This window comes from Methanosarcina sp. (assembly GCF_028693135.1).
Taxonomy (GTDB): Archaea; Halobacteriota; Methanosarcinia; order Methanosarcinales; family Methanosarcinaceae; genus Methanosarcina.
On the sequence record NZ_JAQUVZ010000002.1, the window covers coordinates 167,395 to 179,837 of the forward strand.

Genomic DNA, 12,443 nt, shown 5'->3' on the forward strand with positions numbered 1-12,443 from the left:
TGGAAAATCCTGGCACTTTTTTCGCAGTGCCCTTTTTTTCCTATGTCTTTTGGCGGGAGTTATATTTTTAGTTTTACTTTGCCTTACTCTTCTTCTGTCTTTACGTTCTTTATTCTTTATAATATATTATATATGCATTTTTATATATAAAGTTTAATTATTCGTAGTCTCGCGAACGTTTTATATATTCAAAATACAACTTACCTAAAGATATTATGGCAAAACCTGAGACTAAAACTGAATTTTTTTATACTGAACGAGGGCTCATAACCGTAGACAGCCCTGTTAAACTCCAGATCTTGAATTTACTCAGGGAAGGCCCAAAATCGTTTGACGAAATCGTAAAATATACGGCAAAAGCCAAATCAACCATTTCAGTCCATCTTAATAACCTTAGATCATGCGAGCTTGTTGAAGAAAATTCTGACCCTCAAGACCGGCGCAAGAAGATTTATTCCCTGACCTCTCATTACATGGGTTGCTCTCAGGAGCCATTTATCGGCCATTACAGTAGCCTGCTGGAAACAGTCGCTGCAAATGGAAATGACAGGTTCCACTTTATGGAAGCCCTTTTTCATGTGATGCGATTTGGTTTTGAAGCATACGGGCTTGATAATGCCCCAGTTGTAAGGATGATTGGAATCGACATTGGGAAACATCTCTCGGCTAATTTTGTATCAATTGCTCCTGAAGACCTGTTTAATGAGATTGCAGATTTTATGGAATTTCATGGAGATTGCCGGGTCTCAGTATTCATGGGAAGTTCTCCTGCTCTTCAGATCGAAGATGACTTCAAGGCCAGGGTCATACCGGCAATAGGAAAACCCTTCTGTGCCCTCAGAGAAGGCATCCTTGAAGGAATCCTTAAAGAAAAACTGGGAAAAGAGTGCGGCGTCCTGGAAACCGAATGTTATGGGACCGGACACACACGCTGTATTTTTGAGATTACAATTTGATTTATTTATTTATTTATTTATTTATTTAATTATTTAATTATTTAATTATTTAATTATTTAATTATTTATTTACCGGAATCTCCTATTACGACCCCGATTTCGGATTTAAGTCGAGGTCCTATTGCTGCCACGATTCCGGGTCCGTCTGTTTTTTCGCGGCACACAACTGCATGCTCAAGCAGCCCCAGGCGCTCGATTTCGTAAATATCCCTGCCGTGCCCTGTCCTTTTTATTGCGCTTTTTATTTCCGAACGGGTAGCACCATTAATGACAACTCTGTCAGTACTTGCTTTTTTCCAGCCCCACCAGATGTCAAGCTGTTTTTTGGTGAAGCGGGCTTTTGCTTTTTTGTTCCCCTCAAATACCTCAACTTCAACCGGCATGTGAGGGACCAGGCCGAATCTCGATGCAAGCTGTTTAGGCTTTCCACTGCCCAGTGCTTTGAGTTCCTCAGCTTCAACGCGCAAAGGGACACCTATGTTAACCACAAAAGCGTCTTCCGGAAAAGCCTGAAGGAAACCCAGGTACACCTTTCCAGTTTCGGCTTTTGTTGCAGGACTTCCGTACCTGGATGTCAGAAGATTTGCTGACACGATGTCATCTTCGCCCTCAAGGGAGAACTCTGCCCAGTTTTCCGGGGTAATAGAAACCTCAACCTTTACCTCGAGGTCTTTCAATTCATTCTCAACCAGGTTTTTCAGGAGTTCAGCCATTCTTTCCCGGTTTTTTCCATAAATATGCTGGAGGGTTACAACTTTTTTCATATTTTTCCTGCCACTTTATTTTTTATCTCCCTGTGTCTACCGTATTAAGTATTTTCCGGTATAGAGCTCTTCAGGTAAGATTCAAGGAGCCTTTCAGTCTCTTCCAGGGTTGAATCTACTGTTTCATCAACAGGTGTTTCCGCCGTTTCAATCTGGCTATGCAGTTTTTTGACGTCCCGGCTGTAAGGGCCAAGTTTTCTTGAAACCATTTCCTTACTCTGCCCTTTCTCAACTGCTTCCCTGTGGATGCTCTCTATTTTAGTTCTGAGGTTCCTTACTTTTCCAAGGATTTCAACACTTAGAGGATCAAGCTCTTTTTCGAGCTCAATTTCGGTTTCTTCATCCCATTCATCTATCTCTTTACCTTTCGTTTCTTCGCCTTGTCGGCCTTTTCCCTCGGGCCCCTGTCCCCCTGCATTCAGGCTTTCTTCTCTTGAAGGATAGCCCTCTGCAATTATATTCCGGAACTCTTTAAGGGCAATTTCGACTTTCTTTCCGTACTCCGTAAGTTCGACAAACTTTATCCGTCCTTCAAATGTGAATCTTATAAGTCCGGAATGTTCCATTTTCGAAAGGATTCTCGTAGTATGGGCAAATGTCGAATCTATCTCCTTTGAAATAACTGAGGCATAAGTTTTCCCCATAGAACCTATAAACAGCATTGCAAGCGTGGGTTTTTCCTGCAAAAACAACTTTTCTGCGTCTTCGTCGGACATGATATCACATTGAGTTTTTTAGCGGATTATTTCCGGGTCTGAGCTCAGGCGTTTATTGTTCTTTAATAGTTTATATAATAATTGAACATTTTTCTACCTCTGGTTTTCAAAGGAATGTTCTTTCATCCTGAAAGTGCCAGGATTATTTTCTTTATTTCAGCTATGGGAGCATCTGTTCTGAAAGAGGTCCCGCTGAAATGAGTCCTTGAGCCTTCAAACCCGCTGGCTTTAAGGGCCTCTACCAGAATCTCGATCCCTGTTGCAGAAACTCCAAGTTCCTTGCAGATCACGTGCTGATCATAGAACATGGGAATGTCGAGTTCGTCCCTGCAGAATGTAATTATTTTTTTTGCTTTATCTTTCGTGTTAAGAGGGTGAGCTTCAAGCTCAGAAATCACTTCATTGCAGAACTCCGGCTCTTTGAAGGGTCCAAGCCACAGAGGTCCTGCAATCTTTGTCAGTGCCCCGCAAGCAGGGCATCCCCGGTCAATATGAACGGCAAGCCCATAGACAGACCCTCTGAACCCACATTTAGGGCAATGAATACTGAATCCCACGGACTTCAGAGTCCTGTCAACCTTTTTAGTCCCGTGGAGCACCTCAAGGTAACCACGGACATAATGGCGAGTGACATGGGAAAGTAAGGGCTGCATCCCTTTTTCGTGTTTTGCAAGCTCTCTGGCACAGGCTCCGAGCAGGACCCTTAAGCCCATCTCGCTATGATATTCCGTGTTCAGAGGTACGGCTGCATACTTTCGGATCCCAGAGTTCAGGTGGGCTCCACAGAGAGGAGCAGTATCTGTTGCAGTAACTGAGAGCATACTCTGTGCCGACGTTGCGGCTGCATCAAGGTAAGGCGCAGGAGACCCAAACGGGTCAACATCCACGATATGGAATTTCTGTTCATGAAGCAGAACATTTGCATTCTTACGTGTAACCTGAGTTTTTTCCTCAAGCCCATTAATTTTTATATTTTCCTTTATCAGTTCAAAGGCTTCAGGGCTCCAGTCATTCATAGTCGCATGTATTCCGACTTCCCCTGCGATCCTGAGCCCCCGGATTCCCGATGCTGAAAAGGCATCAACGTAGCGGATCTCCTCTCTCTGTATGTCTTTTCTTGAGAGAAGCCTCTCCACAAATGCTGCAGTTGCTGCAACATTGATATCACGGTTAAGTTCCATCTCCGGGTTATAGAACACCGGCGCTGCCGAGGGAGGGAAATTTGCGTCCGGAGGCGGAACCGGAACCGAAATTTTTGTTGTCCCTTCCACTATAGTTCTACATATCATCTTAAAGCTGCTATACTTTGGGATATTATTTTACAGTGATGGTCATCTGCATGTTCGAATACCCACGTACATTGAAATTGTAGCTTCCGGTTTCGCTGAATGTATAGTTCAGGGTGTTTCCGTACCCAAGCCTTTGATCCTCAAAAAGCCCTTCCTCGCTGCTCAGAGTAAAAACACTGGATTCTTCAAAATTTCTCCACACAACTATATCCCCTGTATTGACCTCCAGCTCGGAGGGAATAAATAGATAATTCCTTAGCCTTACGAGGTACGTTTCTGGCTCGGTTCCAGCAGGCTGCACAGTCCCGGCTTCTTCTTCATCGGTCACATTTTCGGTTTGCTCTTCTTCAATTTCATCCCCCATACCCGGAGTTAACGTTTCTAGAGGTGTTTCTCCCTCTACGGCTGTTTCTGTTTCTTGCGGCGTCCCCGCTTCCTCAAATGGTTCCGTTTCCACCGGCGTTTCCATATCTTCTGACGTTATTGCCTCTTCTGGGGTCTGCACTTCTTCAGGTATCTGCGTCCCTCCTGAACCACCTGAACCACCTGAACTGCCGGAATCCCTCAGGCCGTCCTCTTCTTGCCCCTGATCCCCTCCCCAATTCAGGAAACCAAACACTAACACTGCCAGGACTACGAGGAGCAGAATGAGCTTTTTTATCACTATTACTTCCCCCTGCGAAACTTTACTTTTTTACTCCCAATTCAATATAAGCCATATTAAATAATAACACTTTATTATAATAAGCTTTATTTTAAAAAATAGTTTGTTTGTAATCGATTTTACTGTTTTTTCCCTAAAAAACGAATTTCCGGAAGTACGGCTAATTGGCATTATGAATTGGATTTTGGCATTATTAATTGGGTTTTTGCCTCTAAGCCCTGTTTATTCAGGATACGGGTGTAGAAAGTTATCAGAAATAGACACGAGTGGCAAAGATTTAGAATCCAAAAAAAGTAAGTTTACTGGAAAGTTTTGCCACCTTTCCAGATGAAGCCTTTGTAAGCTTTTTGAGGTATTTTATCCATGAGTACCTTCAAAAAACTTATTAAGGAAACTTATTCAGGGCTTGTTAACAGTTATATTGACATTCATTCTGGGCTGCCCGATGATGGTGAAGTTGTAAGCCCCGGTTTCATTGAATGTATAGGCAAAGGAACGCCTGTACACAAGACCCTGATCCTCAAAGAGGTCTTCTTCACTTGTAAGGGTAAAGACTCTCCTCGGACTGTCCTGATAGTTTATCCAGGCAACTGTTTCTCCTTGTTTGATATCAAGGCTTGAAGGATACGCTCTATAGTTGTCCAGTCTTATAGTATAGGGAGTTTTCCTTATACTGGAGGTATTAACTACTGGTCCTTCTTCGGTTTCATTTTCTTCCGGAGTTACATCTTCTTCCTCTGTCTCCGTTACTACAGGGGTTTCAGTCTCTGCCAGGGTTTCCGTTTCTTCCGGAGTTGCAATTTCCTCTGGAGTTACTGTTTCTCCAGGTGTCATGTTTTCTTCCGGGGAGGGCTGTTCATTTTCAGTGCATCCCGAGAACAAAACTACGCCTAAGACTAGAAGTAGAACAATGATTTTTGTTTTCATCTTATTCCCCACAATATCTTTTGGTTATGAAATTAGGAAATCTGCGAAAATAATTCTAATTTAGATCGAGTTTTATTTTTGATGCTGTGGTCGTAAAATAACCAAATGTTTGGAATATTAGTTAGATATTCTTGTTTATGTAATAACTAATTTTATTTAATCTTAATCGATTGCTTTAATAGAAATTTCTCTTTTTTCAAACTTTTAGCTTTTTATGTACCATTTAAGTACATATAAATATATTTTTGCAATATTCTTTTTATATCTATCTATTTTTCAAAGCAAACTTCTTAATGAACTTAAGTGCTTTGCTTGCATATAAAGATATTTTAGATTTCTGCAAACACACTTTCAGCTAGAATAAAAAAATTCCTACCTTAAAATCTTCCTTATGGCTCTAAACAACCCGCACAATACCTTTGAGAGATATTTTTTGAATGCAGATTAATGAAAAAAAGTAAAATTATCAAAAAATGGTTCCCTTCTGGAAAGGCTGATCTCCATTTTTACCTGAATTAGCTTCAGTTTGAGCTAGCTTACCAGTCAGGGATCCATATTTGCTATTCGTTCTTCTCTTACTTCACAGAACGATTTATCTTATTTCACTGTTAGAATGAACTCTGAGTCAGGAATCTCCTCCAGCTTAAAGGTATATTCTCCGGATTCATTAAAGGTATATGTAAAGATTCTTCCATAGCCAACGGCCTGGTTCTCGAAAAGACCCTCTTCACTTATTAGCGTGAATGTGCGTTTGGGCCTGTTCAGGTTATTCCAGACTACGGCTTCCCCCGTGTTGAGCTCAAGAGTCTCCGGGTAAAAGACAGATCCACGTATCAATACTGTGGAACTCTGTATATCTTCTACCCTTTGCGCAGGAGTTACTCCCTCAGTAGGTGTGGGAGTCGCCCCTTCTTCCTCCTGTTGTATAGTTTCTCTTTCCGATAGCGGAGTTTCTCCTGCAGTTACCCTGGATTTAACTAGAACGGTACCTTCCAGGCCTCTTTCACCTTTAATGCTAAAGTCAAAGGTTCCGGTTTCATTAAAGGTATACTTATAAGATCGGCCATAACCAAGGCTAAAATCTTCCCAGAGCCTGTCCTTGCTTACCAGGACAAAGGTCCTTTTTGGCTTGTTAAGGTTGCGCCATACAACTGTATCATACTGGTGTATTTCGGTAATATCAGGACTGAAGGCATTATTGATTAAGACAAAAGTATGTGTCTGAGAAACAGACTTGTTTTCTTCAGAGGTGTTGCCCGGATCCATTTCACTGGTTTCGGTAGTTTCCTCTTGCTGTATCTGACTAGTTTCTCTTTCCGATAATGGAGCTCCGGTAGTTTCCCCGGATTCACTCACCACAACTGAACCTTGCAGGCCTTTTTCACCTTTAATACTGAAGTCAAAGGTTCCGGTTTCATTAAAGGTATACTTAAAAGATCGGCCATAACCAAGGCTAAAATCTTCCCAGAGATCGTCCTCTCCTACAAGAACAAAGGTCCTTTTTGGCTTGTTAAGGTTACGCCATACAACAGTATCATACTGGTTTATTTCTGTTATTTCAGGACTGAAGGAATTATTGATTAAGACAATAGTATGCGTCTGAGAAACATATTTATTTTCGTCAGAGTTGCTGATCTGATTCATTTCACTGGTTTCGGTAGTTTCCCCTTGAGATAGGGCCACAGCTGTCGAGCCCGTAAGCAGGATCAAAACAAAAACTGCCAGTACCCTGAGTGTAAAACATTTATAGGCTACCATCTCTCCCCTCCAAATCTTTCATGAAAAAATAAGCAGGATACCCGTTGCTTTAGCTGCGGGAGGAATGCGTAATCTTCCCCATCCTGCTCTGTTGAATTCATTTTTTATTAATGTAATGGGAGTGAGAAAAACACTCCCCACCTACATACGTAGGGTAATGCGTATCCGAATTGTGGAGTCAATTCCGGAATCCGACCTCCTCTCGATCTGATATGGAAAGGTTTAACGATGCAAGCACTGTCCCTACCTCTCAGGACTGTTTAACCGGCATCCTTAGAGCCTTAAACTGAGGCGGCATTCAAGGGTAACTATTTCTTTCCTATCGTTTACCGATTTTGTTAACTCCAATCGGTGATCTGGTCAACCAGGGCACATTACATGCCTGCCACTTTAGTGGCGGGTAGTTGACACTAACGGATAGATATCCGTTTAAAGATTAATATGGGTAGCTGTTTATAAATATCCTATTACTGGATACTCTTTCTTTTACAAAGAGACAACATCAGATCCGTATATTATATGACTGTGCTATGACTGTGCTTTCATGCCCGAGGAATTCCCCCATATTGCTTTGTCTCACATGATGTTCCATAAAAGCAAAGCCACGGACCCTGCGACTGCAATGATCCCGAATGTGTTTTTAGCAAGGGGAAAAAGACTTGCAGAACCTGAAATCTTTGAAAGCAGAATTTTATTTACAGTACTTACAAGGCTTGCAAGCACTGCAGTATTTGCTGCGACTTCATAAGAGATATTTCCGCTTACGGCAAGGAGGGTTACAGAGACTATCACTCCGGAGCTGCTAACAAGAGCCCCCAGGGCTGTTATGTATATTCCGGCAGTCCCTGCAATGTCATAGGCAAAGTTTCCTATGACGAGAATCAGGGTAAAAGCAATGCCAAATTTAAATGCCTGACTGAGCGAGAAAGGAGACTGAATCTTAAGCTCGCCCCCGCTTATCGAGCAGAATTTCTTACTATGCCTGATAACTATTACTATGGAAACGGTAATAAGTACAAGCTGAGAAGGAAGCATAAACAGAGTTGTCTGGCCTGTCGGATCAACTATAAAGGCTAATACAAGGTTTCGAATGAGCATGGAAATATTGCAGAGCAGAATTCCTGAAAGTACGGGATCTTCCATCGCCTCTGCTTTTTTTGAGAGCCCTGCAAGTGCTCCTGTGGTAGCTTCACTGTTTATAAAGCCTCCAAGAAAGCCTGAATAGCACACGCCGCGTTTTGTCCCGAACTTTCTCAGGAGAACATAGCTTAAAAAACTGATAAGGGAAACCAGGATAACAATAAGAATTGCCGACCTGAGGTTTACAAGCCCGAAGAACTGTTTTTCCGGCATCACCGGATAAAGTATGAAAGCAACAGCCAGAAACTGTATGGCATTATAAAGCTCTTCTTTTGTCAGGTTTCCTGCAAACTGGTGAAGGGGCTGCTTCTGAATAAGGAGGAAAGATACAACTATTGAAGAAACAATAGCAAACAGGCCGTAGTCATAGCCAACAAGGACACCCATCACGAAAATAAAGAAGAGAGTAATAGGACTTGTAATTCCTATCCGCTTGAAGAGAAATATTTTGGAATAGGTAATTATGGAGCATATAGCTGCGAAAAAAAGCGTGGCTACGTAAACGAAGCCTGTTCCCGCGGATTCGCTCACAAGAGCAACGAGCATGCCTGTTATACAGGTTATGCTGTAACTCCTGACACCCGCAAAGATCTCATGCTCAAGGCCTCTGTGTTCCCTTTCCACCCCTACCATGATCCCTATCAAAAAGGCAATGGCAAGTTTTGTCAGGAAATCCACAAAAACCGGATCGAAACCGAAATCGCTAATTATGTCCGTAGCTTAACCTCTCAGATTTTTCGGGCTGTAATTCCATACACAAGTAAAATCATACTCTTAAAGAAATTTATATAACATATAAGAAACGACATAAATAAAATGGGGTAAAACAAAATATTATTCTATAGTTAGGGATGTTCTTGCTAATGAATATAGCCCCTGGAAGGAGAAAAAGGTTCAGATTATGGAGGACCTGTAATTATTTTTACAGGCGGCTCTGGAAACCTGATAAAAACCAGATATAAAAAATCAGACTGATTAAATTCTGGCTGATTAAAATCTGGCGAAAACTTGCTTCACACTTCCACGAATTCAACCTCAATGGGTTTGTTTTCGGTTTCTTCAATAGTTATAAGAGCGCAGGAACCCTTGCAGGCTTCTCCGGGATTTACAATAATTGTTTTTCCGACCTTTTCAGTGCCTTTTGCTTCATGGATATGCCCGCAGACAATCAGGTCAACCCTGTCCAGGAACTTCTGGATGGCTTTACTGCCCACATGTCCGAAGGGTAGCTCGTCCCTTGCTCCGTGGGGAGGAGCGTGAGTCAGGAGCACTATTGTCCCGCATTCGCCTGAATTTTCGGCTGAGCAGACCATTCCTTCAAGGGCATTTTCGATTTCTTCTTCGGAAAGCTCAAAAGGGGTGTTAAATGGAGTGGGGTTTGAGCCTCCAAGCCCGATAAACCGGATTTTCCCTATCTGCTCGGCTTTTCCATGAAGGTTTACTGCTTTTGAATTATCAAGGGCTTTGAGGATACTCCTCTGGTCGCAGTTCCCGGGAATTGCAAGCACGGGCTTATCAAACATTTCGGTCAGCTCTTCAACTTTTTCATCAGGTCCGAAATTTGTAATATCTCCGGCTACCACAACAAGATCGAAGTCCCCAGCCCTTTCTATGATCTTTTTAATCTTCGAATAGTCCCCATGGGGGTCGGAAATAGCGAGTATCTTCATCTGTATCCCGTCCTTATCATGACATGTTAATTATGATTTTTAATTCTATGACATGTTAATTATGATTTTTAATTCTATGACATGTTAATTATGATTTTTATTTCTAGTTTGAATTATTATATACAATCTCTTTTACACTTTACTTTACTTTATTTTACGTTATTTTACACTTTACGTTATGTGGTTTTCTGTGAACATGCACACATCTTTTATATCCCTTATGTAATATACTGCCCCATGCGTGATATCATTATCATAGGGCATAAAGCAATGACGAGCGGCGATTTTTCTTTAAACGACCTTCCCGGGTCTGCAGGAAGAATGGATATACTCTGCCGCTGCGTAAGCTCTGCCCTTTTTCTCTCTTTCGGAATGCGCAGGGATGTGAATGTTCACCTGCTTCTTCTGGGGGAGCCTGAGCCCGGAAAAATTATCAGGTTTGAAGGACTCCACCTGAGATACCTGAACCCGGACGAAAGAAGCAGTGGTTCGCTTATCAGTAAAGCCCTCCTGAAAAATGCAACCGAGCTGGATACCCGGTCCACGCCTGGCGTCTGGATTCGTAATGGAGACTTAAAGTCCCTGCTGGCTTCTTTTGAAGGTAGAAACTTGTTCTATCTTAGAGAAGACGGCAAGGATATCCGAGAACTTGCCGGTGAAATCCAGGACCCTGTTTTTATTCTGGGAGACCATACCGGTGTTACCGAAGAAGAGGAAAAACAGCTTTTTGACGCAGGAGCACAGATTATCTCGGTTGGTCCCATTTCCCTTCACTCTAACCACTGCATAACCCTTATCCACAACGAACTGGATAGAGTTGAAGCGGAAAGAGGAGAAATTCCAGGAGGAGCAAACTCCGGGGCAGATAATTGAGTTGCGGTTTTTGTATCAGGTTTTTATCCAAAAAGTTATATCACATTTCCCTGTATCAGAATAGAAACTTATCCGGATGCACCTTCTCGGGAACATGCATTAAATTTGCGCCTCATCTTCATTGCGCATCACCTTCAATATCATATCTCAATCTCATCTGTCAATAATATCTTTCAATATAATCTTTTAATTATCCACTCCTCATGTCTATTTCCCGAACAAAGAGCTTAGAGAAAGTGAAACAAAATGGATGTACTTGAAATTTCAAAAAAGATTCTGCACGAAGGTCCTATCTGTGACCACTGCATGGGCCGCCAGTTTGCAAAATTATCAACAGGCCTCAGCAACAGAGAGCGCGGAGAGGCAATGAAACTCGCCCTCGTTCTTGAAGGGGACCGCATTTACAAAAATGAAAATGATGATTCTCTCTTAAAGGAACTTGTTCCCTGCAGTGCCCGTGCAAGGAAAACTCTCAAAATTGAGGGAGAAGATGAGCAGTGCTGGGTCTGCCTTGACCAGTTCAAAAAACTGGATGAGTGGGCAGACAAAGCTGTAAAGGCTCTCGAAGGTCTTGAGTACTCTACTTTCCTCGTGGGGACAAAGGTCAGCGGGCTTCTCAGTGAAAACGAAGAGATCCTATGGGCTGAGGCAGGGACTGCCTATGCAGAGCAGTTGAAATCCGAGCTTAACCGGGAAGTAGGCAAGCGGATTGCAGAACTGGTTGAAAAAGAAGTGGATTTTGAGAACCCGGATATTGTGATCACCCTTGACCTTGCAACAACCAGCTTCGAGCTTCAGGTCCGTTCAGTATATATATACGGGCGTTACCTCAAAAAAGTCCGTGGAATCCCACAGACCCGCTGGCCCTGCAGGGCATGTAAGGGCAGAGGCTGCGAAAGGTGCGGGTTTACCGGCAAACAATATCCAGAGTCCGTAGACGAGCTTATCAAGGGCCCTGTTGTCGAAGCATTTGAGGCTGTTGATACGGCTTTTCATGGTTCTGGCAGGGAAGACATAGATGCCCTGATGCTCGGAAGCGGCAGGCCTTTTGTGGTGGAAGCAAAGTCTCCTGTAAGGCGCATGACCGACCTTGAAGCGCTTACTGCCAGAATTAACGAGAATGCTGCAGGAAAAGTTGAAGTGAGGGATCTTCGTTTTGTCGAAAAAAGTATGATTGAGATCCTGAAGAGCTCAAAGGCGGATAAAACTTATAAGCTTAAAGTTACATTTAAAGAGCCTGTTTCAGAGGAAAAGCTTAAATCCTGCCTTGAGTCTTTGAATGGCACAGAGATTGCCCAGCAAACTCCAATGCGGGTGGTTCACAGACGGGCAGATCTTGTCCGGAAAAGGTACGTGCACAGCATCACGCTTGACGAGCTAACAGATGACGGTCGTGCTAGCATAACCGTAAACTGTGAAGGCGGGCTGTACGTCAAAGAACTCGTTTCCGGGGATGAGGGCAGGACAAACCCGAGCCTGACAGGGCTGTTGGGATTCCAAGCGCTTGTGGAAGATCTTGATGTAGTTAACGTCGAAATTTAAGCCCCAGGCATCTGAATCTGCTTTAAATAATTTGAATTAATCGAAACAATTTGAATCAAGCTAATCTAAACCAATCTGGATTTCGATCTGAATCAGTTTCATTAGCCAGTCGGGCCAAAGGGAAAGAGTGGCTTAGTCAACTAC

General features: G+C 42.7%; 11 protein-coding genes. 3 read left to right on the top strand and 8 right to left on the bottom strand.

The window, feature by feature from the left end:
* The first annotated feature begins 215 nt into the window (after window positions 1-215).
* The gene (locus PHF18_RS01890; RefSeq protein ID WP_300097583.1) at window positions 216-956 is read left to right on the top strand and encodes a V4R domain-containing protein; all 741 of its coding nucleotides are present in this window, start codon (window positions 216-218) and stop codon (window positions 954-956) included.
* Window positions 957-1,021: 65 nt separating this feature from the next.
* Here PHF18_RS01890 and PHF18_RS01895 read toward each other — a convergent pair whose 3' ends face one another.
* From PHF18_RS01895 to PHF18_RS01930, 8 genes are all read right to left on the bottom strand, one after another.
* Window positions 1,022-1,720 (bottom strand): DUF2110 family protein, encoded by a 699-nt coding sequence (locus PHF18_RS01895; protein ID WP_300097585.1) that lies wholly within the window; start codon window positions 1,718-1,720, stop codon window positions 1,022-1,024.
* A 44-nt stretch (window positions 1,721-1,764) separates the two neighbouring features.
* Complete coding sequence (locus PHF18_RS01900; RefSeq protein WP_300097587.1) at window positions 1,765-2,436, bottom strand: MarR family transcriptional regulator; 672 nt, start codon at window positions 2,434-2,436, stop codon at window positions 1,765-1,767.
* A gap of 122 nt (window positions 2,437-2,558) precedes the next feature.
* A complete protein-coding gene (locus tag PHF18_RS01905) occupies window positions 2,559-3,725 on the bottom strand; it encodes a tRNA (guanine(10)-N(2))-dimethyltransferase (protein WP_300097589.1) in 1,167 nt (388 codons plus the stop codon).
* Between the two features lie 25 nt (window positions 3,726-3,750).
* Window positions 3,751-4,389, bottom strand: coding sequence for a cell surface lipoprotein (locus PHF18_RS01910; protein WP_300097591.1), 639 nt, complete (start codon window positions 4,387-4,389; stop codon window positions 3,751-3,753).
* A 399-nt stretch (window positions 4,390-4,788) separates the two neighbouring features.
* Window positions 4,789-5,316 carry a hypothetical protein gene (locus tag PHF18_RS01915; RefSeq protein WP_300097593.1) on the bottom strand — a complete coding sequence of 176 codons (528 nt, stop codon included), beginning with the start codon at window positions 5,314-5,316 and terminating at the stop codon, window positions 4,789-4,791.
* A 597-nt stretch (window positions 5,317-5,913) separates the two neighbouring features.
* Window positions 5,914-7,074, bottom strand: coding sequence for a hypothetical protein (locus PHF18_RS01920; protein ID WP_300097595.1), 1,161 nt, complete (start codon window positions 7,072-7,074; stop codon window positions 5,914-5,916).
* 576 nt (window positions 7,075-7,650) lie between these two features.
* Complete coding sequence (locus tag PHF18_RS01925) at window positions 7,651-8,892, bottom strand: MgtC/SapB family protein (protein WP_300097597.1); 1,242 nt, start codon at window positions 8,890-8,892, stop codon at window positions 7,651-7,653.
* Between the two features lie 335 nt (window positions 8,893-9,227).
* Window positions 9,228-9,884, bottom strand: a complete 657-nt coding sequence (locus PHF18_RS01930; RefSeq protein WP_300097599.1) for a metallophosphoesterase — start codon at window positions 9,882-9,884, stop codon at window positions 9,228-9,230.
* A 237-nt stretch (window positions 9,885-10,121) separates the two neighbouring features.
* Here PHF18_RS01930 and trmY point away from each other — a divergent pair, with 237 nt between their 5' ends.
* A complete protein-coding gene (trmY, locus tag PHF18_RS01935) occupies window positions 10,122-10,757 on the top strand; it encodes a tRNA (pseudouridine(54)-N(1))-methyltransferase TrmY (RefSeq protein WP_300097601.1) in 636 nt (211 codons plus the stop codon).
* A gap of 246 nt (window positions 10,758-11,003) precedes the next feature.
* Window positions 11,004-12,299: a tRNA pseudouridine(54/55) synthase Pus10 gene (locus tag PHF18_RS01940; RefSeq protein ID WP_300097602.1), complete on the top strand. Its 1,296-nt coding sequence runs from the start codon at window positions 11,004-11,006 to the stop codon at window positions 12,297-12,299.
* The last annotated feature ends 144 nt before the right edge of the window (window positions 12,300-12,443 follow it).

Bases quoted from the DNA above. Each gene is read 5' to 3' on its own strand.
- PHF18_RS01890 (WP_300097583.1), top strand. From the start codon at position 216: ATGGCAAAACCTGAGACTAAAACTGAATTTTTTTATACTGAACGAGGG.
- PHF18_RS01895 (WP_300097585.1), bottom strand. From the start codon at position 1,720: ATGAAAAAAGTTGTAACCCTCCAGCATATTTATGGAAAAAACCGGGAA.
- PHF18_RS01900 (WP_300097587.1), bottom strand. From the start codon at position 2,436: ATGTCCGACGAAGACGCAGAAAAGTTGTTTTTGCAGGAAAAACCCACG.
- PHF18_RS01905 (WP_300097589.1), bottom strand. From the start codon at position 3,725: ATGATATGTAGAACTATAGTGGAAGGGACAACAAAAATTTCGGTTCCG.
- PHF18_RS01915 (WP_300097593.1), bottom strand. From the start codon at position 5,316: ATGAAAACAAAAATCATTGTTCTACTTCTAGTCTTAGGCGTAGTTTTG.
- PHF18_RS01920 (WP_300097595.1), bottom strand. From the start codon at position 7,074: ATGGTAGCCTATAAATGTTTTACACTCAGGGTACTGGCAGTTTTTGTT.
- PHF18_RS01930 (WP_300097599.1), bottom strand. From the start codon at position 9,884: ATGAAGATACTCGCTATTTCCGACCCCCATGGGGACTATTCGAAGATT.
- trmY (WP_300097601.1), top strand. From the start codon at position 10,122: ATGCGTGATATCATTATCATAGGGCATAAAGCAATGACGAGCGGCGAT.
- PHF18_RS01940 (WP_300097602.1), top strand. From the start codon at position 11,004: ATGGATGTACTTGAAATTTCAAAAAAGATTCTGCACGAAGGTCCTATC.